Origin of the sequence: Duffyella sp. Ts4 (genome assembly GCF_051851875.1) — a bacterium.
Classification (GTDB): domain Bacteria; phylum Pseudomonadota; class Gammaproteobacteria; order Enterobacterales; family Enterobacteriaceae; genus Duffyella; species Duffyella gerundensis.
Map to the genome: position 1 here is coordinate 101811 of NZ_JBLYPN010000004.1, position 21896 is coordinate 123706.

The 21896-nt window shown below is 55.2% G+C and carries 15 protein-coding genes; 6 read left to right on the plus strand and 9 right to left on the minus strand.

The window, feature by feature from the left end; genetic code table 11:
* The first annotated feature begins 209 nt into the window (after positions 1-209).
* Positions 210-2645, plus strand: a complete 2436-nt coding sequence (locus tag ACJY2L_RS08190) for a glucose/quinate/shikimate family membrane-bound PQQ-dependent dehydrogenase (RefSeq protein WP_439212595.1) — start codon at positions 210-212, stop codon at positions 2643-2645.
* A gap of 742 nt (positions 2646-3387) precedes the next feature.
* Here the strand turns inward: ACJY2L_RS08190 and ACJY2L_RS08195 are convergent.
* The 4 genes from ACJY2L_RS08195 to xseA form a co-directional block, all read right to left on the minus strand.
* Complete coding sequence (locus ACJY2L_RS08195) at positions 3388-4527, minus strand: CfaE/CblD family pilus tip adhesin (protein ID WP_439212594.1); 1140 nt, start codon at positions 4525-4527, stop codon at positions 3388-3390.
* 381 nt (positions 4528-4908) lie between these two features.
* A complete protein-coding gene (locus tag ACJY2L_RS08200; protein WP_439212593.1) occupies positions 4909-5244 on the minus strand; it encodes a protealysin inhibitor emfourin in 336 nt (111 codons plus the stop codon).
* The gene (locus ACJY2L_RS08205; RefSeq protein WP_439212592.1) at positions 5241-6257 is read right to left on the minus strand and encodes a M4 family metallopeptidase; all 1017 of its coding nucleotides are present in this window, start codon (positions 6255-6257) and stop codon (positions 5241-5243) included. The genes ACJY2L_RS08200 and ACJY2L_RS08205 overlap by 4 nt, the downstream gene beginning before the upstream one ends.
* 72 nt (positions 6258-6329) lie before the next feature.
* A complete protein-coding gene (xseA, locus tag ACJY2L_RS08210) occupies positions 6330-7682 on the minus strand; it encodes an exodeoxyribonuclease VII large subunit (RefSeq protein ID WP_439212591.1) in 1353 nt (450 codons plus the stop codon).
* Between the two features lie 170 nt (positions 7683-7852).
* Here xseA and guaB point away from each other — a divergent pair, with 170 nt between their 5' ends.
* The 3 genes from guaB to ACJY2L_RS08225 all read left to right on the plus strand — a co-directional run bounded on the left by guaB (position 7853) and on the right by ACJY2L_RS08225 (position 11849).
* Positions 7853-9319 (plus strand): IMP dehydrogenase, encoded by a 1467-nt coding sequence (gene guaB / locus ACJY2L_RS08215; protein WP_067435468.1) that lies wholly within the window; start codon positions 7853-7855, stop codon positions 9317-9319.
* A gap of 75 nt (positions 9320-9394) precedes the next feature.
* Positions 9395-10975 (plus strand): glutamine-hydrolyzing GMP synthase, encoded by a 1581-nt coding sequence (guaA, locus tag ACJY2L_RS08220; protein ID WP_439212590.1) that lies wholly within the window; start codon positions 9395-9397, stop codon positions 10973-10975.
* A gap of 100 nt (positions 10976-11075) precedes the next feature.
* Entirely contained in the window at positions 11076-11849 is a 774-nt protein-coding gene (locus ACJY2L_RS08225; protein WP_439212589.1) for a DUF3750 domain-containing protein, read from the plus strand.
* 35 nt (positions 11850-11884) lie between these two features.
* Here the strand turns inward: ACJY2L_RS08225 and mgtE are convergent, their stop codons facing one another.
* The 5 genes from mgtE to ppk1 form a co-directional block, all read right to left on the minus strand.
* Positions 11885-13315: a magnesium transporter gene (mgtE, locus tag ACJY2L_RS08230; protein ID WP_439212588.1), complete on the minus strand. Its 1431-nt coding sequence runs from the start codon at positions 13313-13315 to the stop codon at positions 11885-11887.
* Positions 13316-13436: 121 nt separating this feature from the next.
* Entirely contained in the window at positions 13437-13622 is a 186-nt protein-coding gene (locus tag ACJY2L_RS08235; protein ID WP_439212587.1) for a YfgG family protein, read from the minus strand.
* Between the two features lie 130 nt (positions 13623-13752).
* Positions 13753-14355, minus strand: a complete 603-nt coding sequence (gene tehB / locus ACJY2L_RS08240; RefSeq protein WP_439212586.1) for a tellurite resistance methyltransferase TehB — start codon at positions 14353-14355, stop codon at positions 13753-13755.
* Positions 14356-14403: 48 nt separating this feature from the next.
* On the minus strand, positions 14404-15933 hold the full coding sequence (ppx, locus tag ACJY2L_RS08245; RefSeq protein WP_439212585.1) for an exopolyphosphatase: 1530 nt from the start codon (positions 15931-15933) through the stop codon (positions 14404-14406).
* 5 nt (positions 15934-15938) lie between these two features.
* Entirely contained in the window at positions 15939-17999 is a 2061-nt protein-coding gene (gene ppk1 / locus ACJY2L_RS08250) for a polyphosphate kinase 1 (protein ID WP_067432825.1), read from the minus strand.
* Positions 18000-18147: 148 nt separating this feature from the next.
* On the opposite strand from ppk1, the gene ACJY2L_RS08255 reads away from it, so the two are divergent.
* Together ACJY2L_RS08255 and pstA are read left to right on the plus strand one after the other, a co-directional pair.
* Positions 18148-20265 (plus strand): ABC transporter permease subunit, encoded by a 2118-nt coding sequence (locus ACJY2L_RS08255; RefSeq protein WP_439212584.1) that lies wholly within the window; start codon positions 18148-18150, stop codon positions 20263-20265.
* On the plus strand, positions 20262-21896 hold the full coding sequence (gene pstA, locus ACJY2L_RS08260; RefSeq protein ID WP_439212583.1) for a phosphate ABC transporter permease PstA: 1635 nt from the start codon (positions 20262-20264) through the stop codon (positions 21894-21896). The genes ACJY2L_RS08255 and pstA overlap by 4 nt, the downstream gene beginning before the upstream one ends.

Below are 21896 nucleotides of genomic sequence, written 5' to 3' on the forward strand. Positions count from 1 at the left end.
GCTATTGCCACGTAATAACGAAGTTATCGATTCACCCTAGTATGAACCAAATGGTACAATATTGATGTCGGGCGGATAGCGCCTATGCTGTGTTATTCCGTGTCGGCACAAAATCTGATTATACCTTTGGTTAACTACTGAAAATGCCCGCGTGCCTTCCCTCCAGGATGGCAGCGTTCGGACGCACTATTTTCACGGAGAATGTTGTTATGGCTGAAACAAAAGCCCGGTCGTCGAAAGGCCTGGCGATATGGTCTGTTTTACTGGGGCTCGTGCTGCTTGCGACCGGGCTCTATTTTGCGATCGGCGGCGGCAAGCTGGTCTCGCTGGGAGGCAGCTGGTACTTCCTGCTGGCTGGCATCGTCACCGTGCTGTCGGCCATTCAATTCTTCCGCATCAGATCGTCTGCGGTGCTGCTGTATGGCCTGGTCTTTATTGGCACGCTGATCTGGGCGCTGCAGGAAGTGGGCATCGATTTTTGGGCGCTGGTTTCTCGCCTGATGGTGCCGGCTGGCCTGTTTATGCTGGCGCTGCTAACCTGGCCTGCGCTGCGTAAGCGTGAAGGCAAAACAGGCAGGGCGGGTATCGCCTGGGGCCTGAGCGCAGTGATTCTGCTCGGCATGCTAACCACGCTGGTGCAGATGTTCCAGCCGCATCCAACTGTCGCCTTTGAGGGCAAAGCGTTGCCGCTGGTGCCGGTAGAGAAGGGCGCAGAGCAGAAAGACTGGGATCACTACGGCAATACGGCAGGTGGCAGTCGCTTCGTGGCGCTTGATCAGATTACCCGCGACAACGTCAAAGATTTGAAAGTGGCCTGGACCTTCCGTACCGGCGACATACCTGAAAGTCCAACCGGCAACGGCGCAGAAGATCAGCAGACGCCATTGCAGGTAGGTAATCGCATCTACCTTTGCACCCCGCATAACAACATCATCGCAGTGGATGCTGACAGCGGTAAAGAGATCTGGAAACGCGAAATCAACGCCAAAGCTGAAGTCTGGCCACGCTGCCGTGGTTTAGCCTACTTTGATGCGCACAAACCCGTTCAGCAGCCTTCTGAGCCTGGCTCAACGCCGGTACCTGCGGCCACGCTGGCGGCCGGTGACAGCTGTCAGCGTCGCCTGTTGATGAACACCATCGATGCACGTCTGATTGCGGTCAACGCCGACAACGGCGAGTTTTGTGAATCGTTTGGCAACAAAGGCATCGTTGATCTGAAAGCGGGTCTGGGTGAAGCCGCCGATCCGAAATATCAGCTGACCTCAGCACCCACGCTGGCAGGCACCACCGTAGTGGTAGGCGGCCGCGTGGCGGATAACGTGCAGACCGATATGCCTGGCGGCGTACTGCGTGGTTTTGATGTCATTACCGGCCAGATGCGTTGGGCATTTGACCCAGGCAATCAGAACCCGAATGCCGCGCTGGAAGCGGGCCAGCACTATGCTCGCAGCACGCCAAACTCGTGGGCGCCGATGTCTTACGATCCGGCCACCAATACGGTGTTCCTGCCGATGGGCAGTTCGTCAGTGGATTTATGGGGCGCGAACCGCACGCCGCTGGATCACAAATATGGCGCCTCGATCCTTGCGCTGGATGCGACTACCGGTAAGGAAAAGTGGGTATATCAGACCGTGCATAACGATCTGTGGGACTTTGATATTCCCATGCAGCCAACGCTGATCGACTTCCCTAACAAAGAGGGCGGCAGCACGCCAGCGGTGGTGTTTGGCACCAAAGCCGGTCAGATCTTTGTGCTGGATCGCCACACCGGCCAGCCGTTGACGGAAGTGAAAGAAGTCCCGGTTAAAAAAGGCAATATCCCAGGCGAACACTATCCGGATACGCAGCCGAAATCGGTGGGTATGCCGCAGATTGGTGCACAAACCCTGAAAGAGTCCGATATGTGGGGAGCGACGCCGTTTGATCAGCTCGCCTGCCGTATCGCTTTTAAAGGCATGCGCTATGACGGTTTATACACGCCGCCAGGCACCGACAAATCACTGAGCTTCCCGGGCTCGCTGGGCGGAATGAACTGGGGCAGCCTGTCAACCGATCCCAACAATCACTACATCTTTGTTAACGATATGCGTCTCGGCCTGTGGGTGCAGATGATTCCGGCGAAAACGGAAGCTATCTCTCGTGGCAGCAACGGCGGTGAAGCGATTAACACCGGTATGGGCGCGGTGCCGTTAAAAGGCACGCCATACGCGGTCAATAAAAACCGTTTTATGTCGCCGCTGGGCATTCCTTGCCAGACGCCGCCGTTCGGCACGCTGACTGCGGTAGACCTGAAAACGCAGAAAGTGGTATGGCAGGTGCCGGTCGGTACCGTGCAGGATACCGGTCCTTTCGGTATTAAAATGCACGCACAGATGCCGGTAGGCATGCCAACGCTGGGCGGTACGCTGGCCACGCAGGGCGGCCTGGTGTTTATCGCCGGTACGCAAGATTACTATCTGCGCGCCTTCGACAGCTCAACCGGTAAAGAGGTGTGGAAAGCACGCCTGCCGGTGGGCAGCCAGGGCGGCCCAATGAGCTACGTTTCGCCAACCACCGGCAAGCAGTACATCCTGATCTCTGCGGGTGGCGCACGCCAGTCGCCGGATCGTGGTGATTACGTGATTGCTTACGCGCTGGATAACTAACGCGCTCAGCAGTGATGACGATAAAGGGGTTTCGCAAAGGAACCCCTTTTTTATGGTCTGCTGTAACAAGAGAAAGTCAGTGTCCTGTAAGCGTAAAGCAAAGCGCAAAGGGAGCCTGCGTCAGAATACTCCCGCTGATGTTCCATGAATAAGAAAAAATCCCCGCATGAACAGTAACTGCAGCTCCTTACCTCTGTTTGGGCATTGCATATACCATCTGTTGTGTGCGCCGAAGTAGTACTGCAGGATTTTAACAGGTAAACAAAGGTCGAAGGTTGCAACCTTCATTTTCCTGGTTTCAATATACAGGATGGCAAGGTATTAACATTGAACATTGAACATTGAACTCGCTCATCTATATCTGGTTGAGATCTTTCTCCCCACGCACTCAATTCCCATGTTAACTGGCGCTCTGCAAGAGCGGACGGCTTTTCAATATATAAAAGATGAACAGTTTTGAACAAGGATATGTGTTACGGAAATGCGGCAATCGAACAATAAAATTCTCAGGCAGGATAGGAGATCTCAGGGTATGAAAGATCAGCAGAAAAGCATGATATTACGGGATTCAAGCGGCGAGTGCCGACTTCCAGGAATATAAATTTAACGTATTATATTCACACGTAGAGGATTTACTAAAAAGTAAACTTTTAGCGATAGTCGTAGATTGGCTAAATATCCTCAGTATGAGAGTGGTATGGATGTTAATATAAAATATGAAGTGAACTGTTGATGATAGTTATTATATGGATGGCGTGAAGGTAATCTTCAAATTACCACGATACAAACCGGGATTTTTTTCAATGGTAAATATCTGGTCGGTTATTATTTTTAAGGGTGTTGGCGTACAATATACAGATTGTGGAATATTTGGTAAGAAGACTTCTCTGCTATTGCTGCCATCTATACCATGAAGCTCTACGGTTTCATTATTATTTAGTGTGATAGAGTTTCCATTATAGGTTAGCTGGGCACGGTAATCGATTCTCATATTGCCGGAAGTAGTAGGGACGCCTGATTTAACAATGGAAAAGTGACCATTTTTCCTGCCATTGAAACGCATTTCATCAGTAAGGGTAATCTCATAAGAACGACTTTGCGCATTAAAACCATCATATAAACACATATCCAGATTTGCCTCGCCTGAAAGCATCTGACCTCTGTCCGTAGGCTTTACTTGCAGAGCAAGATCAACTGTTGGCGTGGCAGAGTGAAATTCCGGAAAATAAGCAGTAATATTGTTGATATCAGACACTTTCAATATAATATTTGCTCTCCATGTGGCAATTTTTTGATTTGGATTATACTGCATTGAGTTAAGAAGTAAATTTCCCTCCCAAATGCCGCCGGTGGGGATTTTTGCTAATTCTGAGGGGCTAATATAAGCGCTCATTACCACCTCCGGTGCATACACTCTTGGAGCTGTTTCACACCAGCGCGTTGTACTTTGCCGAATGTCGCCAACGCCATAGGCAGAATACTCACCACATTTTTCAGTGGCTGGAATAAACTTGCTTTCCCGATATGCCATAACATTGAGCATGACAACGCGATTGCTTTTTTTTTCAAAAAAATTAAGCTGTATTGGTTTGTGACCTTCGATTCGCCCACGATAAATTGTAGTCGAACATGCTCCGCTGTTGTAACTTGTCGTAGACTGGCATACCCAATAGTTATCGCCATAACGCGTTGCATTTTGTGTATCGTAGCCTGATGTCTGACGTTGCCAGAGGTGTATTGGCGTGGTGGGCAAATTTGATCTGTCAAAATTCTGTACGCTATTTATAGTTTGATCCTGAGGTGGCATGACAATAGCTTTAACGATGAATGGAAAAAATACATTTGATAATAAAAAGACGTTTTTTATGAAACCCAGCTTCATGATCAATGACCTTTTAGATTAATTAATTTTTCTGTTTTTTATGATTTCAGTAGGGGAGGTAATAGAGAGAATCTTGGGGCTGCTTTCCTATGCCATTGTTTTTCCTGCGCAATAAAAAATAAGAAATTTGGTGGTTTTTTTAAACGCACTTATACAAAGCGACTAAAAAAAAAGAAACTTAACATCTATAAATAAAATTATTTTTTCCTGGTTATTTACAGTAAGGGCTGATGAGGTTTTCTGTGCCAGAAATATTGAGAATGAAAAGAATAAATATCATCGGACATTGTCAATCGGAGAGGGAAATATTAAAAACAGCCATGGATTACACAAACTACCTTACTGTTGACGGAAAATGCGTGCTGCGCGCAGCACGCAGCGTCAACACTCGCCTTCTCGCCAGAGATGTTCCAGCTCCGGCGGTGCCAGCTGTTCCGGTATCAGAATCACAATATCGCCGCTCTGCCGATCGGTTTCATAGCTGATCTGAATGCGAAAATAGCGCTGATCGCCACGGCCTGCCGGATTATTCTCGCCCGGCGGTGCGCCCAGCGGCATCGCCTTTTTCAGAATGTCGCAGACCTGTTCCCGACGGGGAGCGGGTAACTGCGCCAGGGCAAAACGGCGTTCGCCCGCCAGTTTCGGAATCCAGGCGACGCCACCTTCGCGCGCCAAATCGATCACCGCATCCTCCGTCAGTTCCGGCAGCTCTTTCATGATAAGACACCCACATCCTGCCACGCTTTTTCAATCGCATCCGCCACCGATTTATTAAAGCGTTTTTGCCCGTGCTGAATGGTCAGCTGTGCAAAGGTTTTAAAGTCAGCGTTTTGCGGCAGCGATTTATCGCACACCGTATCGTACCAGGCGTAACCCGCCAGTTCCCATGCGTAGCCGCCCAGCGCGGTCGCCGCGAGATAAAAGGCGCGATTAGGAATGCCTGAATTGAGATGAACGCCACCGTTGTCGTCGCGCGTCTGGATATAATCGCGCATATGGGCGGGCTGCGGATCTTTGCCCAGCATCGGATCGTCATAGGCGGTACCGGGCTCTGACATTGAGCGCAGTCCGCGTCCGTTAATGCCTTCGGCTAACAGCCCTTCGCCGATCAGCCAGTCGGCCTGATCGGCTGTCTGTTGCAGATGAAACTGTTTTACCAGCGAGCCGAAGACGTCAGAGAGCGACTCATTAAGCGCGCCCGCCTGCTCAAAGTAAATCAGCCCCGCTTCGGTTTCGGTGACGCCATGCGCCAGCTCGTGAGCCACAACGTCGATCGCAATGGTAAAACGGTTAAAGATTTCACCGTCGCCATCACCAAAAACCATCTGCTGACCGTTCCAGAAGGCGTTTTGATAATCCTTCTCGTAATGAACCGTACCCAGCAGCGCCAGCCCCTGATTATCCAGCGAGTTGCGCTTGTAGGTGCGCCAGAAGAAATCGTAGGTGACGCCGAGATAGTTCCAGGCCTCTTCTGCGGCAACATCATTGTTACCGGGCTGGCCCTCTTTGCGCACCAGCGTGCCAGGCAGATTATTGCTGTTTTGCGCATCATAGATTTCACGCTCAACGTGGCCAGCGGTCGCCGTGTGTGGTGCCGAAGGTTTTTGCCAGGTTTCGGCCATCAGATGCTGCACATGGGTCAGGGTTCGGCGCGCATAATCTTTTTGCGGGCCGGAACCGTTATCGATGATTTTGCGCAGAATGTAAGGGGGGATCACTGCATAAGGCATACCATGCTTCCTGGTTCATTAAGAGTGTCCAAAAAGTATAGTGTGCGCTGGCCGGGTTTGCCGATTCGTTGCTCAGGATTTATCCGCATGAATGTCGGTGATCTGGCTTTCAATCCAGCCATCATCCAGCCGGGTTTTGAGCGTCTCGCCGCGCTGTAGCTGGCTGGTTTTTTTCACCACGTTGCCGTCTGCTGCCGTTGTCACGCTGAAGCCACGCGCCAGCGTTGCCAGCGGACTGACCGCTTCCAGCTGGGCGGCACGCACGCCAAAGCGCTGTTTGTCGCGGTTAAGCTGCTGAAATACCGCCTGCTGCAAGCGATAATGCCACTGTTGCAGTTGCTGCTGCGCACGGTGCAAACGCGCTTCAGGCTGCTGCTGTGCCAGGCGCTGGGTAAGCCGATCCTGAGTGCGCGTTGCCTGGCGCAGCTGCAGCTGTATCGCATCGTCCAGGCGGCGCTGTAAGCGAAACAGCGTGGTTTGCTGACGGGCCAGCCGTAACTGGGGATGCTGCTGCTGCAGACGATGATGCAGGCGTGACCAGGCGCGCTGCTGCTGTGCCAGATAATAGTCCATTGCCATTTCCATGCGCTGCTGCTGGGATTGCAGCTGCCGCAGCAGTTCAATCTGATTACGGCTGACCAGCTCGGCGGCGGCGGAAGGCGTAGGCGCGCGTAAATCGGCAACAAAATCAGCGATCGTGACGTCGGTTTCATGGCCGACTGCGCTAACGATAGGAATACGGCTGGCAAAAATAGCCCGCGCAACCCGCTCATCGTTGAAGCTCCACAAATCTTCCAGCGAACCGCCGCCACGGCCAACAATCAGCACGTCGCATTCCGCTCGCTGGTTCGCGATTTCAATGGCGCGCACAATGGCCGCTGGCGCATCCTGACCCTGCACCGGCGTGGGATAGATAACTACCGGCAATGAGGGATCACGACGATGCAGCACACGCAGCACGTCGTGCAGCGCCGCACCGGTTGATGAGGTAATCACGCCAACCTGCTGCGCCGGGTCGGGCAGCGGCTGTTTATGCATTTGCTCAAACAAGCCTTCCGCCGCCAGACGCATTTTTAGCTGCTCAAACTGCTGCTGCAGCAAACCGTCACCGGCGGGCTGCATGCTCTCGGCAATCAGCTGATAATCGCCGCGTGGCTCATACAGAGTGATGGTGGCGCGCACCAACACCTGCTGACCATTTTGCGGCCGAAAGGTGACGCGGCGGTTGCTGTTGCGGAACATCGCACAACGCACCTGTGCGCCGTCATCCTTAAGGGTGAAATACCAGTGGCCGGAAGAGGGTTGTGAAAAGTTGGAGATCTCAGCGCTCAGCCAGATCTGTCCCATTTCCATTTCCAGCAGTTTTCGCACCGTGGTATTCAGGCGGCTAACGGTAAAAATATTGGCGTTCGGCAGTGGCGGCATGTGACAGAGATCAAATTTTAAATCAGCGGGTTAATCCATTGATACTACATGGCTGTAAGTTGGGATCAAGGGTTTTTCGGAAAAAGTACTGGAGGCAATCGTTTTCGGCCTGTATAATGCCGCGGCAATATTTTATCTGTTCTCATTCACCTTCAGGTCGAGATATTGCCATGCTACGAATCGCTAAAGAAGCCCTAACATTCGACGACGTTCTGCTCGTTCCTGCCCACTCTACCGTGCTGCCAAACACAGCCGATCTCAGTACCCAACTGACGAAAAATATTCGTCTCAACATCCCTATGCTTTCTGCTGCAATGGACACCGTGACCGAAGCGGGTCTGGCTATTGCGCTGGCGCAAGAGGGTGGGCTGGGCTTTATTCACAAAAATATGTCGATTGAGCGCCAGGCGGACGAAGTTCGCAAGGTGAAGAAACATGAAAGCGGTGTGGTCACCGATCCACAAACCGTGCTGCCAACTACCACGCTGGCAGAAGTTCAGCTGCTCACCGATCGCAACGGCTTTGCCGGTTATCCGGTGGTCAACGGCAACAACGAACTGGTGGGCATTATCACGGGTCGTGATGTGCGCTTCGTGACCGATCAGTCTCTGCCGGTTTCCGCCGTGATGACGCCAAAAGAGCGTCTGGTCACGGTGAAAGAGGGTGAAGCACGCGAAGTGGTGCTGCACAAAATGCACGAAAAGCGCGTGGAAAAAGCGCTGGTGGTTGACGAAAGTTTCCATCTGCTCGGCATGATCACCGTAAAAGACTTCCAGAAAGCGGAACGCAAGCCTAACGCCTGTAAAGATGCGCACGGTCGTTTACGCGTCGGCGCGGCAGTCGGTGCCGGAGCGGGCAACGAAGAGCGTGTGGACGCGCTGGTTGCGGCAGGCGTTGATGTGCTGCTGATCGACTCCTCACACGGCCATTCTGAAGGCGTACTGACTCGCATCCGTGAAACCCGTGCTAAATATCCCGATCTCGAAATCGTTGGCGGCAACGTGGCCACCGGCGCGGGCGCACTGGCGTTGGTTGAAGCGGGCGTGAGCGCGGTGAAAGTGGGTATCGGTCCGGGTTCCATCTGTACCACCCGCATCGTGACCGGCGTGGGCGTTCCGCAGATTACCGCGGTATCGGATGCGGTTGCCGCGCTGGAAGGCACCGGCATTCCGGTTATCGCCGATGGCGGCATTCGATTCTCAGGTGATATCGCCAAAGCGATTGCAGCGGGCGCGGCCTGCGTAATGGTAGGCTCCATGCTGGCAGGTACCGAAGAATCGCCAGGTGAAATTGAGCTCTATCAGGGCCGTTCATTCAAATCCTATCGCGGCATGGGTTCCCTGGGCGCGATGTCCAAAGGCTCATCCGATCGCTACTTCCAGACCGATAACGCCGCAGACAAGCTGGTGCCGGAAGGCATTGAAGGCCGTGTGGCCTACAAAGGCCGTCTGAAAGAGATCGTGCATCAGCAGATGGGCGGATTGCGTTCCTGTATGGGCCTGACCGGCTGTGGTACGATTGATGAACTGCGTACCAAAGCGGAATTCGTCCGCATCAGCGGAGCCGGAATCTCTGAAAGCCACGTTCACGACGTGACCATCACCAAAGAATCTCCGAACTACCGCATGGGATCCTAATCCTCATGGTTACGCCCGGCTCAGGCCGGGCTTTTCACTTTTGTACTGTGTAATCTATCGCCTGGAAACGCCTTAATGACGACGGAAAATATTCATAAACATCGCATACTGATCCTTGATTTTGGTTCGCAGTATACGCAGCTGGTTGCGCGCCGCGTGCGCGAGCTGGGCGTCTACTGTGAGCTGTGGGCATGGGATGTCACCGAAGAGCAGATCCGCCAGTTCAATCCGAACGGCATCATTTTGTCCGGTGGCCCGGAAAGCACCACCGAGCTGGACAGCCCACGCGCACCGGATTACGTGTTTACCGCCGGCGTACCGGTGCTGGGTGTGTGCTACGGCATGCAAACCATGGCTATTCAGCTGGGTGGACACGTTCAGGGCTCCAGCGAGCGTGAATTTGGTTATGCTCAGGTTGAAGTCACCACCGAAAGCGCACTGGTACGCGGTATCGAAGACGCCATCAGCGTCAACGGCAAGCCGCTGCTGGATGTCTGGATGAGCCACGGCGATAAAGTCACCGCCATTCCCGATGATTTCGTGACCGTTGCCAGCACTGAAACCTGTCCGTTTGCCATTATGGCCAACGAAGAGAAGCGTTTTTACGGCGTGCAGTTTCACCCGGAAGTGACGCATACCCGTCAGGGCCTGCGTATGCTGGAGCGGTTTGTGCTGGATATCTGTCAGTGCGAAGCGTTGTGGACGCCAGCGAAAATCATCGAAGATGCGGTTGAGCGTCTGCGTGAGCAGATTGGCAATGACAAGGTGATCCTGGGTCTGTCTGGCGGCGTGGATTCCTCGGTCACCGCCATGCTGCTGCATCGCGCCATCGGCGATCGCCTGACCTGCGTGTTCGTGGATAACGGCCTGCTGCGTCTGAACGAAGCGGAGCAGGTGCTGGAGATGTTTGGCGATCATTTCGGTCTGAACATCGTTCATGTACCAGCAGAAGCGCGCTTCCTTGATGCGCTGGCAGGCATTGATGAGCCGGAAGCCAAGCGTAAAACCATTGGCCGCGTCTTTATCGAAGTCTTTGATCAGCAAGCGACCAGCATCACCGACGTGAAGTGGCTGGCGCAGGGCACCATCTATCCTGATGTGATTGAATCCGCCGCTTCTGCCACCGGTAAAGCGCACGTGATCAAGTCACACCACAACGTCGGTGGCCTGCCGAAAGAGATGAAGCTGGGCCTGGTTGAGCCGCTGAAAGAGCTGTTTAAAGATGAAGTGCGTAAAATTGGTCTTGAGCTCGGTCTGCCTTACGACATGCTTTATCGCCATCCTTTCCCGGGTCCGGGTCTGGGTGTGCGCGTGCTGGGCGAGGTGAAGAAAGAGTATTGCGATCTGCTGCGTCGCGCCGATCACATTTTCATTGAAGAGCTGCGCAAAGCCGATCTCTATAACAAAGTCAGTCAGGCCTTTACCGTGTTCCTGCCGGTGCGTTCGGTCGGCGTAATGGGCGATGGCCGTAAATATGACTGGGTGGTCTCGCTGCGAGCGGTGGAAACCATCGACTTCATGACCGCGCACTGGGCGCATCTGCCGTATGATTTTCTCGGCCGTGTGTCAAACCGCATCATCAATGAAGTGAACGGCATCTCCCGCGTGGTATACGATATTTCAGGCAAACCGCCAGCCACGATCGAGTGGGAATAACTCACTGCCCGTAAGGGCTGATTCGCTCTGCCTGCTGCTATCGCCAGTTAACTCGTTAGGTTAACTGGCGATTTTTCTTTTTATTCATCAGGACCCCTGTATGTTTTCACTCAAAGTGTGCGCGCTCACTTTTCTTTGCATTTTGCTGCTGTCGCTGGGTGCCAGCCTGGCGCAGGCGAATCGCGATGCCGACGGCAACAGCGGTGGTGGCTGGTGGTCAGCCCGCCGTGATTCTGCTGGACTGGCGCCTGACCCGCGGCAGAACGCGGCGGAAGCGATCGTGCAGGTGTACGCGGCGCCGACCTACGGCTGGAAAGGCCGGGTGGCAGTGCATCCGTGGATTATCTTCAAACGTGCCGGAGAGACGCGCTATCGTCGTTTTGAGGTCATCAGCTGGGGCAGCGGTGACAAGGTCCGTCTGAACAGCAATGAACCGGATGGTTACTGGTATGGTGCAAAACCGCGACTGCTGGTGGAGCATCGCGGCGCAGAGGCGGAGGCGATGATCCCGCACATCATGGCGGCGATCCAGTCCTATCCGTGGCCCAACACCTATCGCGCATGGCCGGGTCCCAACAGCAACACCTTTATCGCCCACATTGGCCGTGAAGTGCCCGAGCTGAAGCTGGATCTGCCCGCTAATGCGTTGGGTAAAGATTATCGCTCACTGCTGCATCCGATTGGCCTGCCGCCGTCAGGGCGCGGTCTGCAGGTGTCGCTGCTGGGTGTGCTGGGCGTAACGGTTGGCGCGGAAGAGGGCTTTGAACTGAACGTGCTGGGATTAAACATGGGCATCGACTTTACGCCGTTGCGGCTGCGCTTGCCGTTTGTTGGCGGCATCGGCGGAGACAATCTGCAGAAAGATAAGCCGTAGCGTCGCGCTGGCTCCGTGCGGAGCCAGCCAGAGAATTAATGCAGCAGAAACAGCGTGGCGAGGCTGAGAAAAATAAAGAAGCCGCCGGTATCGGTCAGCGCGGTGATCAGCACGCTGGAGCCCACCGCCGGATCGCGGCCAAATTTGGTCATCAGCAGCGGAATCAGCACGCCCATTAGCGCCGCCAGCAGCAGGTTAAGCACCATCGCCAGCATCATCACGCCGCCCAGCGCCGGGTTGTCATACATCAGCCAGGTGACGCTGCCCATAATCCCGCCCCAGAAAATGCCGTTGATCAGGGCCACGCCTAATTCGCGCACAATGAGAAAGGAGAAATTGCCTGGTTCAACCTGCCGCAGCGCCAGCGCGCGCACAATCATGGTGATGGTTTGATTGCCGGTGTTGCCACCGATACCGGCAACAATCGGCATCAGCGCCGCCAGCGCAACCAGCTGCGAAATGGTGCTCTCAAACATGCCAATCACCCGCGAGGCGACAAAGGCGGTACAAAGATTCACCGCCAGCCACGCCCAGCGCGTTTTTACCGCTTTACGCACCGGCGCAAACACATCCTCTTCCTGGCTGATCCCGCCCATTTTACGGATGTTGCTTTCGCTCTCTTCGTTGACCAAATCCACCACGTCTTCAATGGTCACACGACCAATCAGCTTGCCGGCATCGTCAATCACTGCCGCAGAAATCAGGTTATAACGTTCAAAGGCGCCCGCGGCATCTTCCGCTTTATCGTTGAGGCGAAAGGTGGTCGGCAGATCGTTCATCACCTCATAAACCGGCATTTCCGGACGATTTAACAGAATATCAGTCAGCGGCAGCTCGCCCAGAAGCTGATTATTGCGATCGGTGACGAACAGCTTATCAGTGCCGTCAGGAATGCTTTTTTTCTGCCGCAGAAAGCGCTGTACGGTCGCCAGCGTCACATCGGCGCGCACGGTGATAAAGTTGAAATCCATGATGCGGCCGACGCGGTCGCGATCAAAATGCACCACGTTGAGCACGTGCGCGCGCTGCGACGGCTCCATAGTGGTGAGCAGACGGCCGGTGAGATCGCGCGGCAGATAGCGCGCCAGATAAGCCTGATCGTCAATATCCAGCGGCTCAATTGCCAGCAGGATATCTTTGTCGCTCATCTCTTCGGTAAGGCTCTCCCAGACGGTTTCTGACGCTTCGACCAGCACGCGGCCGCGGCGATTAGCCGGGATCAGTCGCCAGAGTGCCTGACGCTCCTCTTCCGGTAACGCCTCGAGGATATCGGCGAGATCCGCCGCGTGCAGCAGGTTGATGCTTTGCTGTAACTGCTGACGATATTTTTCATGTTGCTGCTGCTGCCCGCTTTTTTTGTCATAGGGCTTGTCGAGCAGCGCATCGACAAAATCGTGCTGATTAAGCAGCAGCGTCAGAATACGGCCACGAATTTCACTGAGCTGTTGCGCGTGGGAAACAGACATAACGCATTCCTTGTGTCTGGAGGCAAGGTCGAAGTGTAGCGGCTGGCTGCAAAAAGGCAGAGAAAACCGCGTGTTGACCAAAAAGTCACACGGAAGGCTACCACATAAAGTGCGGGATAAGTTATTGGTTAAGCGGCGTCGTTATACCAGATGTTGCAGGCAGCGTTTGCTGTTGCTGATAATGCTCAAGGGCGGCAGGAATAAGGAAAATCAGGCGACCAAAAAGGATAAGAAAGCTGATCAGTAACACGATACGGGTCATGGTACTGGTTTTCTGACGTCTTCGCAGAGGTAGGGCGTTGTTCACGCAGGGTGTCCTGTTTAAGACCCGATAGTGGGCTGAGATATTTAGACATATCGCGGTGAGCAGGTCAATAAGTGAGCGTGCTAACGGATAAAAATTTTAGCGGCCGCCCGCACAATGAGGCGGCCAAAAATCAATAAGAAGCTTTTTGCGCCAGCAGGGTGGCAAAACGCAGCTTGAGCCGGTTGCCGTGTTCATCCACCCGGTGCAGTTCACCGACGTGCTCGTTATATTTTTCGATATGCCAGTTGCGGTAATAGTCGCTGAGTTCACCCGATTTGAAGGCAAACGGGAAGAGATCGGCACTGGGATAATCAGCGGTGTCCATGGCTGCAACGATCAGGTTGTAGCCATATTTCACCGTGCTGGCCTGCATATCGGCAATCAGCTGCGGTACTGCGGCAGGCTGCAGAAACATCATGACCACGGTGGAAAAGACAAAATCATAGGCGCCGTTAAAACGTATCACGTTCAGATCCTGCTCTTCCACCGTAATGCCCTGCAGCTGTTCTTCGGCAATTATTGCGCGCAGCTGCACCAGGCTGTCAGGATTATTATCCCAGGCGGTAACGTTGAAGCCTTTGCTGTTGAGCAGCAGCGTATTACGGCCGCGACCACAACCAATATCCAGCACCTTGCCCACGCGCAGCCTTGGCAGCGCGGCGATCACTTCGGAGTGGGGCGGGGTGAGCTGATATTTCTCGCTAAAATAGTGTTCAGGGTAAGTCTTGAGCATGATGACCTTATCTTTTCATGCGGCGGTGACGCATCACCGCCGGTTAAATCACGCGTTTTCTTCCTGCAACATCAGCTTCCAGCCGGTGACATCCTGCCAGTACGCCTGCTCACGTTCCAGGTCGAGCTGCACCAGATTATTCTGGCTGAGATAGCCCGCCGGAAAGGTCAGCGTCCAGTGCCCATCATCGGTGGTCAGCAACAGCGATTCCGGCTTTGAGGTAGCCTGGCGCTGGTTATTCAACAGCGTGCCGAGGCGCAGCAGAAAGATCAGCGGCAGAAACTGCTTCTTCTTAAACAGCGTAAAGCGTGGCATCTCTTCCAGCTTCACCGCTTTGCGATGATAGCGTACCAGCGACGCCAGCAGCAGCTGTTGATCCTGGTTAAAGCCTGGCATGTTGGAGTGCTGAAGGATATAGGCCGAATGCCGCTGCAGGCCGCTGTGGTTAATGGTCAGCCCCACTTCGTGCAGCATGGCGGCCCATTTCAGCAGCGCTGCCAGCTGTGGATTGGCCAGCTTGCTGTTCTGATCTTTCCACTGCAAATAGAGCTGCTCGGTGGTTTCCAGCACGCGTCGCGCCTGATCGCTGTCGATAGCGTAGTGGTTAGCCAGGCTTTGCGCGGTGCGGCTGCGAATATCCTGATGACGAAAACGGCCTTCCATCTCATACAGCACGCCTTCACGCAGCGCGCCGTCAGAGAGTCGCAGCTCGCGAATCGCCAGCGCGTCAAACACGCCACACAGAATCGCCAGACCGGGCACAAATACCCCTTTGCGCTCTTCAGACAGACCCGGCAGGCTCAGCGCATCAAAAGATTTATATTTGATCACTTCGTCATACAGCATCTGTAGCCGTTCTACGGTAATCAGCTTGTCTTTTTCACCCATTGCCAGCAGCACTTCACACGCTGCCTTAATGGTGCCGGAGGCGCCAAGCGCATACTGCCAGCCAAGCAGGCGATACTGCCACGCCAGCGTTTCAAGCTTTTGTGTTGCCGCAAGGCGGGCACGACGGAAGTTCTCTTTGCTGATCTCACCGCGCGGGAAATAGAGCTGCGCGAAACTGACGCAGCCCATACGGCGGCTTTCGACCAGCTTTGGCTCAAAATCTTCGCCGATCACCAGTTCGGTGGAGCCGCCGCCGATATCGATCACCAGCTTACGGCCTTTTTCTGGCTGCGTGTGCTCAACGCCCATAAAGATCAGCCGAGCCTCTTCGTGGCCGGAGATCACCTCGATCGGATAGGGAATCACTTCGGCGGCACGCTGTAAAAATGCTTCGGCGTTGCTCGCCTGACGCAGCGTGTGCGTACCCACGATAGTGACGTTGGCGGCGCTGAAACCCTGCAACCGCTCGGCAAACAGCGCCAGGCAGCTCAGTCCGCGCTCCATCGCCTCTTCGCTCAGGACGTTATCTGCGCCCAGCCCATCGGCGAGATGCACCCGCTGCTTCAGGCGACCCAGCACCTGCATGGCGCCGTCGACTACCCGGGCAATGACCATATGGAAACTGTTGGATCCGAGATCGATAGCCGCGAATTCTTGTGGTCGGGGCGTGCTCTTCTGAGAAATTGGCATAGGGTCTATTCAGGTTGTTCCAGAGTTTTGATGTAATCGTAAATGGCCAACTGTGAGCGCACTTTACGGCGGTTGCCGCGCTGCACATGCCGATTACTCAGTTCTTTATCGACGATGCGTGCCTTTACGGTATCACTGAACAGGATGGCAATAATATCCTGTATGCGCTGTTTCAGAACAGGGTCAAGGATGGCCACCGCCACTTCGATACGGTGATCGATGTTGCGCGTCATCCAGTCTGCCGATGACAGGAACACTTTTTTATCGCCGCCGTTTTCAAAAATATAGACACGGTCATGCTCCAGATAGCGGTCAACGATACTGATAACACGGATGTTTTCGCTGATCCCTTCAAGATCCGGAATCAGCGAACACATGCCGCGCACCAGCAGGTTCACCCTCACGCCAACGCTGGATGCGGTGTAGAGCCGGTCGACCAATCCCTTGTCCACCAGATTGTTAATTTTCAGCGTAATGCCAGCCGGGATTTTGTTCTGCGCGTTGGCAATTTCCTGATCGATCAGCTGATAAAGCATGCGACGCGAGTTCTGCGGCGACACCATCAGATGATCAAAGGTCACCGGCCGATAAGGGTTTTCGATAAAGTTAAACACCCGGCGGACTTCGTTAGTGATACGCGCATCGGCGGTCAACAGCGAATAGTCGGTATAGATACGGGCGGTTTTTTCATTAAAGTTGCCGGTGCCGATATGGGCATAGCGCACCACCTCATCGCCTTCGCGGCGCGATACCAGAAACAGCTTGGCGTGAATTTTCAGCCCCGGCGCCGAGAAGATGACGTGTACGCCCGCTTCGGTCAGGCGCTTCGCCCAGTGAATGTTCGCTTCCTCATCAAAACGCGCCTGCAGCTCTACCACCACGGTGACTTTTTTGCCGTTATAGGCCGCGTGGATCATCGCGTCGATGATGCGCGAGTTCTTCGCTACGCGATAAATATTGATTTTGATCGCCAGTACGCTGGGATCAAACGAGGCCTGGCGCAACAGCTCCAGCACGTGCTCAAAGGTGTGATAAGGGTAATAGAGCAGGATGTCGCGATTACGGATCGCATCAAAGCCGTTACGGAAGCCATCAAAGCCGATATGGCGAATCTGCGGCAGCGGCTTGTTAACCAAATTGCTTTTGCCGACGTTGGGGAAGCTGATGAAGTCTTTAAAGTTGTGGTAACGGCCGCCGGGAATCACCGAATCGTAATTGGAGATGCTGAATTTTTCGCGCAGCATCTCAACCATCACGTTGGGCATATCGCGCTGGTAAACAAAACGTACCGGTTCGGCGGTCAGGCGCTGCTTCAGGCTGGATGACATCAGCTCCAGCAGGCTCGATTCCATTTCGGTGACCAGATCATATTCCGCATCACGCGTCATTTTCATTGAATAGGCGTTCAGCGCGTCATAATCGAAAAAGCCTTTGAAGATATCATCGAGGCAATAACGCAGGATGTTATCCAGCAGAATCATTGGCTTGCGGCGGCGCGGCGATTCCGCAGGCAGGTTAACAAAGCGCGGCACCTTATCGGAAGGAATCTCCAGCAGCGCATACTGAATATCGTCGCCGCGGATAATTTCCACTGCCAGATAGGTGTAATCGTCCTTAAGGAATTCAGTCAGTTCGGTTTCGCGATTAACCAGAATGGGCGTCACGTGCTGACGCAGTTCGTGCTTAAAATAGTGGCGCAACCAGCTCTGCTGATTGGGCGAAAGTTGACGCTCGTTGATCAGGAAGATCTGATTACGCGCCATCTCCAGCAGCAGATCGTTATACAGGCTGTCAAACTCAAGGTCCGCTTTGATCACGCGCTGCTGAATTTTTTTGATCAAATGGCGATGTGAACTGGCGGAACCCTGCTCTTCGCCGATTAAAATGCGCCGCTTCAGATCGGCAAAGCGCACCTTATAAAATTCATCAAGATTGTTGGAGTAAATCCCTAAAAAGCGCATACGCTCAATTAAAGGGTTAATTTTATCGGCGGCTTCCTGTAATACGCGTTCGTTAAAAGCCAACCAGCTTAGTTCTTTTTCGATGTACAGCTTTTCCTGACCCATTGTTACTCCGTTCAATAAAATGAGGGCACGGCAAAGTGTCCACGATCATTATGGCGAGAGTATGGCAGTAATGTCCAACGGCAACGGTTGTCATATCAAGCAGCTACGGGCAACATAGCGCTTTCCACTCTTCGGGTCAGTTTCAGGCATGATTGAAAACCGTATTCCTGTCCATTTCAGCGATCGTCGTCGTCGCAACATCGACCGTCTGGTTCGACGTGCCGTGACGGCCTGCGGCGTGGGCGTGCTGCTGGTTATGCTGCTGCTGTTTTTCTGGCTGATTGTGGTGGTGGTGCCGCTGTTTGCTCCCGCCAGCCTCAAACCCGGACAGACGATTGGACTGACCGATCCCCAGCCGACGCTGGCACTGGGCCTGCAGGATAAATGGGCCTGGCGCATTGACGCGCGCGGTGCGGCGCGTTTTATCGGCCTTAACGGTCAGCCGACGCAGCCTGCGCTACAGCTCAGCCAGCCACCCGAACGCGTGGTCAGCAGCGCCGATAACCAAACTCTGGCGCTGATCCAGCCACAGCATCGTTTTATGCTGCTGCAACCGGCTGCGATTGTCGCCGATATAGCGTGGCGTTTTCCGCTGGGTGATACACCGCTGGCGCTGCCGGCGCAGAATATTGACACTGCCGCGCTGGCGCAGCTGGCAGATAACCGCTGGCGTCTGGCGGTGGCTGACGCACAGCAGATCAGCGTGGCTGAGCTGCAGGCGGATCGGCCGCCGGTCTGGCAAACGCTCTCTTCCGGCGCGACGTCGCTGGCGATCTCACCGGATGGTCATCAGCTCTACGCCGCGCTGGGGCGTCAACTTCAGCTGTGGAGCCTGCGCGGTGAACAGCCGACGCTACAACAAACGTTATTGCTGCCGCTGCCGGTCAAAGGATTACGTCTGCTCAGCGGCGGTCGCTCACTGCTGGTGATTGATGATAACGGCATCAGCCAGTGGTTCTCTGTGATGCAGGCGCAGGGCGCGCAGCTGACGCGCAGCCGTGAGTTTGCTGAAGCGGATGGCCGCGGACAGGTGATCGCCGAGGTGCATCGCCGCGCCTTTGCCACCCTTTCTGCAGAGGGCAAACTCCAGTTTTTTGCCAGCAAGCAGGCAGGTCCGATATTCACTCATCAGTTTGCCGCCGGAACAAACCATATCGCCATTTCGCCGCAGGGAAATCAGCTGCTGACCGAACGCGCTGGCCAGCTGCAAACATGGCTGCTCGATAACCCGTGGCCGGATGTCAGCTGGCGCAGCCTGTGGCAAAAAGTCTGGTATGAAAATTATCCGGCGCCCGACTGGGTATGGCAATCCACCGCCGCCAACGACGATTATCAGGCGAAGTTCAGCCTGGTGCCGATGGTCAGCGGCACCCTGAAAGCCGCACTGCTGGCGCTGCTGTTTGCCACGCCGCTGGCGCTGGCGGCGGCGATGTATACCGCCTGGTTTATGTCTCCGGCGCTGCGACGCTGGGTAAAACCGGCGATTGAGATGATGGGCGCGCTGCCGAGCGTGGTGATTGGCCTGATTGCCGGACTGTGGCTGGCGCCGAAGGTCGCCGATCATCTGCTGGCGGTGCTGCTGCTGCCGTTTATCCTCGCGGCGGCAATTCTGCTGTTTGGCTGGGCCTGCAATAAATTCACCGGTCGCTGGCGCCAGCCCGCCGGGCGTGAAGTGGCGTTGCTGCTACCCTGGCTGCTGTTGATCACGCTGCTGACGCTCTGGCTGCTGCCCGCCGTCGAGCAGCAGTTGCTGGGTGATTCGCTGGCGGGCCGCTTGCAGCACAGCTATCAACAGCGCAACTTGCTCATCGCGGGTGTCGCGATGGGGTTTGCGCTGGTGCCGCTGATTTTCACCCTTGCCGAAGATGCGCTGTTCAGCGTGCCCGCGGCGCTGGGGCAAGGATCGCTGGCGCTTGGCGCGACGCCGTGGCAAACCCTGACGCGCATTGTGTTGCCGGGCGCATCGGCGGGCATTTTTGCCGCCCTGATGATTGGCTTTGGCCGTGCGGTCGGTGAAACGATGATTGTGCTGATGGCCACCGGCAATACGCCGCAAACCTCCGGCGGCCTGTTCAACGGCGCGCGTGCGCTCTCCGCCAACATCGCCATTGAGATGCCGGAAGCGGCGGCGGGCAGCGCGCACTATCGCATCCTCTTTCTTAGCGCGCTGGTGCTGCTCGCCTTTACGCTGGTCGTTAATACGCTGGCGGAGATGGTGCGTCAGCGCCTGCGCCGCCGCTACGGTCAGCATGAGGGACAGGGATGAACATCGCTAAACAAAACGATCGCTGGCGCTGGCTGACGGCGGGCGCGGTGGCGGTGAGCCTGCTGGCGTTTGCCACGCTGATCGTGCTGCTCGCCTGGCAAGGTTTTCGCGCCTTCTGGCCGCAGCCGGTAACGCTGTTTACCCTGCACAGCGCGCCGGGTCAGCTGTTGGGAGAGGTGGTCAGTCGCGAACACTACGATCGCCAGCAGCAGTTGCTGCGTGGGCTGTCAGCCGACGGGGCACATCCGGTTACGCGCTACGTTATCAAAACCGGTAATCGCGACTTTTCCGATGCCGATTTTCATAGCCTGCTCGACGGTGAGATCGTGCGCCAGCAGCGGCCCGCAGCAATTATGGTGCTGCAGCGGCGCAGCGGCGGTAACGCCTACGGCTGGTTTGTTGAGCTGCGCGAAGGCGATCAGCCGCTGACGGCGCAAAATTCGCAGGCGATGCTGCAACAGCGGCTACAGCAGGTGCGGTTGCAGCGTCGTCAGGCGGAGAATATTCGTCAGGTGGAGATGGCGAAGATCAACGCCCAGCTGGAAGCGCTGGATGATGATGCCGGGCAGCAGCGGCGCGCAGGTCGCTTCAATGCCGAACAGCAGTCAATTTACGCAGCCGATCAGCTGGCGCTGCAACGGCAGTTTACCCTTCAGGCGGAACGGCTTGCGTCGCTGTTGAACGACAGCGAGCGCGATGCGCTGATTCTGCGTGACGCGCAGGGGATTGAGCACCGCATTCCGCTGTCGCAGATTGTGCACGCCTGGTATCCCAACAGCATGACTTTATCGCAGCAGCTGAGCCATTTTTTCCAGCAGCTGTGGCACTTTCTCAGCGACAGTGCTGGCGCCAGTCAGAGCGAAGGCGGCGTGTTTCCGGCGATCTTCGGCACCATTTTAATGGTGTTGATGATGTCGATCGTGGTGATGCCGCTCGGCGTAGTGGCGGCGATCTGGCTGCATGAATATGCCGGAAAAAATCTGATCACCCAGCTGGTGCGCATTGCGGTGGTCAATCTGGCGGGCGTGCCATCGATCGTTTACGGCGTGTTTGGTCTCGGCTTTTTTGTCTGGCTGGTGGGCGGCACGCTGGATCAGCTCTTCTTTGCGCACAATTTACCGAACCCGACGTTTGGCACGCCGGGCCTGCTCTGGGCGTCACTAACGCTGGCGCTGCTGACCTTGCCGGTGGTGATTGTGGCCACCGAAGAGGGGCTGTCGCGCATTCCGGCCAGCCTGCGTCAGGGGGCGCTGGCGCTGGGCGCGACGCGCGCTGAAACGCTGTGGCAAATTACCCTGCCGATGGCGGTTCCGGCGATGCTGACCGGCCTGATCCTCGCCGTGGCCCGTGCGGCCGGTGAAACCGCGCCGCTGATGCTGGTGGGCGTGGTGAAAATGGTGCCGGAGCTGCCGGTTGACGCGGTATTTCCCTATCTGCATCTTGACCGCAAGTTTATGCATCTGGGTTTTCAGATCTACGATCTCGCCTTTCAGAGTCCTAATGCCGAAGCGGATCGCCCGCTGGTTTACGCCAGCGCACTGTTGCTGGTCACCATCATTATCAGCCTTAATTTACTGGCGATGGCGCTGCGTCATCGTCTGCGCGAGCGCTATCGCGCCCTGACTCAATAA

Excerpts from the sequence above, each read along its gene's own strand:
- ACJY2L_RS08200 (WP_439212593.1), bottom strand. The coding sequence starts at position 5,244 with ATGAAAGAGCTGCCGGAACTGACGGAGGATGCGGTGATCGATTTGGCG.
- tehB (WP_439212586.1), bottom strand. The coding sequence starts at position 14,355 with ATGCTCAAGACTTACCCTGAACACTATTTTAGCGAGAAATATCAGCTC.
- mgtE (WP_439212588.1), bottom strand. The coding sequence starts at position 13,315 with ATGTCTGTTTCCCACGCGCAACAGCTCAGTGAAATTCGTGGCCGTATT.
- ACJY2L_RS08255 (WP_439212584.1), top strand. The coding sequence starts at position 18,148 with ATGATTGAAAACCGTATTCCTGTCCATTTCAGCGATCGTCGTCGTCGC.
- ACJY2L_RS08195 (WP_439212594.1), bottom strand. The coding sequence starts at position 4,527 with ATGAAGCTGGGTTTCATAAAAAACGTCTTTTTATTATCAAATGTATTT.
- xseA (WP_439212591.1), bottom strand. The coding sequence starts at position 7,682 with ATGCCGCCACTGCCGAACGCCAATATTTTTACCGTTAGCCGCCTGAAT.
- pstA (WP_439212583.1), top strand. The coding sequence starts at position 20,262 with ATGAACATCGCTAAACAAAACGATCGCTGGCGCTGGCTGACGGCGGGC.
- guaB (WP_067435468.1), top strand. The coding sequence starts at position 7,853 with ATGCTACGAATCGCTAAAGAAGCCCTAACATTCGACGACGTTCTGCTC.
- ppx (WP_439212585.1), bottom strand. The coding sequence starts at position 15,933 with ATGCCAATTTCTCAGAAGAGCACGCCCCGACCACAAGAATTCGCGGCT.
- ACJY2L_RS08205 (WP_439212592.1), bottom strand. The coding sequence starts at position 6,257 with ATGCCTTATGCAGTGATCCCCCCTTACATTCTGCGCAAAATCATCGAT.
- ACJY2L_RS08225 (WP_439212589.1), top strand. The coding sequence starts at position 11,076 with ATGTTTTCACTCAAAGTGTGCGCGCTCACTTTTCTTTGCATTTTGCTG.
- guaA (WP_439212590.1), top strand. The coding sequence starts at position 9,395 with ATGACGACGGAAAATATTCATAAACATCGCATACTGATCCTTGATTTT.
- ppk1 (WP_067432825.1), bottom strand. The coding sequence starts at position 17,999 with ATGGGTCAGGAAAAGCTGTACATCGAAAAAGAACTAAGCTGGTTGGCT.
- ACJY2L_RS08190 (WP_439212595.1), top strand. The coding sequence starts at position 210 with ATGGCTGAAACAAAAGCCCGGTCGTCGAAAGGCCTGGCGATATGGTCT.